The organism is Mycobacterium simiae (assembly GCF_008370645.1).
Classification (GTDB): domain Bacteria; phylum Actinomycetota; class Actinomycetes; order Mycobacteriales; family Mycobacteriaceae; genus Mycobacterium; species Mycobacterium simiae_A.
This window is the reverse complement of sequence record NZ_VTZN01000349.1, coordinates 1-2,002: the sequence shown is the minus strand read 5'-3', so window position 1 is coordinate 2,002 and position 2,002 is coordinate 1. Positions and strand designations below refer to the sequence as shown.

The 2,002-nt window shown below is 57.7% G+C and carries 1 protein-coding gene; it reads left to right on the top strand.

What is annotated here, in order from left to right; all coding sequences use genetic code 11:
• Positions 1-2,002: beta strand repeat-containing protein (locus F0Q45_RS25640; protein ID WP_373425095.1), on the top strand; the 2,002-nt coding region annotated here is incomplete at both ends.

The following is a 2,002-nucleotide window of genomic DNA, read 5'->3' as shown; positions in this document are numbered from 1 at the left end:
AAACTCGGGCAGCTATAACAGCGGCATCGCCAACACCGGCAACACCAACACCGGGTTCTTCAACGCCGGCATCGCCAATACCGGCATCGCCAACGCCGGCAACTACAACACTGGCAACTTCAACACCGGCAGCTTCAACACATTCGACTTTAACCCCGGAAACTACAACACCGGCAGCTTCAACACGGGCAACTACAATACCGGATTGGCGAACACGGGCAATTTTGACACCGGCGCGTTGATCAGCGGTAGTTATTCGAATGGCTTTCTGTGGCGTGGCGATTATCAGGGCCTGTACAGCTCCGCGCTCACGCTCGTTATTCCCGATACCGCTATCCCGGCCAGCCTTGACATCAAGATTCCGATCAACATCCCGATCGATATCAGCCTCGGCACGCTCACCTTGCAGCATTTCTTGCTGCCTCAATACAGCGCCAACATCGACATCCTTGGCATTGGAGGGCGTGCTCTGAGCGTCGGCCCCATCCAGATCCCCGACTTCGCAATCGACCTTCCGAATATCACTGGCAGCATCGGAGGGCCGAACACGGTCATCGATATCGGCGGCACCGGGGGCATTGGCCCCATCAGGATCCCGATCATCGACATACCGGCTGTCCCGGGCTTCGGTAACTCGACGACCGGCCCCTCGTCAGGATTCTTCAACACCGGTACTGGCAGCACATCAGGCTTCGGAAATGTCGGCGCCAACCTTTCGGGCCTCTTCAACAACGCCGCTGGTAGCTCCGGGCTCTCGGGCTTCAAGAACTTCGGCGAGCTGGTATCGGGCGTGTCGAACGTGGGCAATACCGTCTCCGGCTTCCTGAATACCAGCACGTTGGACCTCGCGACCGTGGCCAACGTTTCGGGTGTCGGAAACACTGGCAGCCAGATTGCGGGCTTGCTCCATAACCTATGGCAGTTCAATGCTGGCTTCGCAAATGACGGCGGGCTGAATGTCGGCAACGCAAATCTGGGCAGCCTCAACCTGGGCACCGCCAACATCGGCGGCCTCAACCTCGGCAATGGCAACCTCGGCGGCCTCAACCTCGGCAGCGGAAACCTCGGTAGCTTCAGTATTGGGGTAGGCAATCTGGGGAGCCACAATATTGGTGTCGGCAATCTGGGCAGCCACAACGTTGGCCTCTCCAATCTGGGCGACTATCACGTGGGATTCGGTAACGCCGGAAACAACAACCTCGGCCTCGGCAACAGCGGAATCGGCAATATCGGTCTCGGCAACACCGGCAGCGGCAACATCGGCATCGGCCTCACCGGCGAGTACCAAATCGGTTTCGGCGCTTGGAATTCCGGCGCCGGGAACGTCGGCCTATTCAACTCCGGCACCAACAACATCGGCCTCTTCAACTCCGGCACCGGTAACTTCGGCATCGGAAACTCCGGCAACTACAACACCGGCATCGGCAACACCGGCGGCACCAGCACCGGATTCTTCAACGCCGGCAACTACAACACCGGGATCGCCAACCCCGGCAACTACAACACCGGCTCGTTCAACGCGGGGAATTACAACACCGGCATCGCCAACCCCGGCAACTACAACACCGGCTCGTTTAACGCGGGGAATTACAATACCGGCTTGGCGAACTCTGGCAATGTCGACACGGGCGCGTTTATCGCCGGTAGCTACTCCAATGGCTTCTTCTGGCGTCAGGATTATCAGGGCCTGATCGGCCTTCATGCCGGAATCTATATCCCCGAGATTCCGCTACTGAATATGGGTGTCAACGTCCCGATTAATATCCCTATTAATGTCGACTTCAATGAGTTTGATATCCAGCATTTCGGCATTCCGCCTTTCGCAATCAACGTGTTAGGCTTCTTCGGAATCACTCTCGGTCCCATCATCATGCCGTACCCCGTTGTTGGAATTTTGCCGGACTTGACCGCCCTTATCGGCGGACCAAACGCCGCGATAGATATCGGGATCACCAGCGGTATCGGCCCCATCAGCATTGCTCTTATCGACATTCCGGCGGCT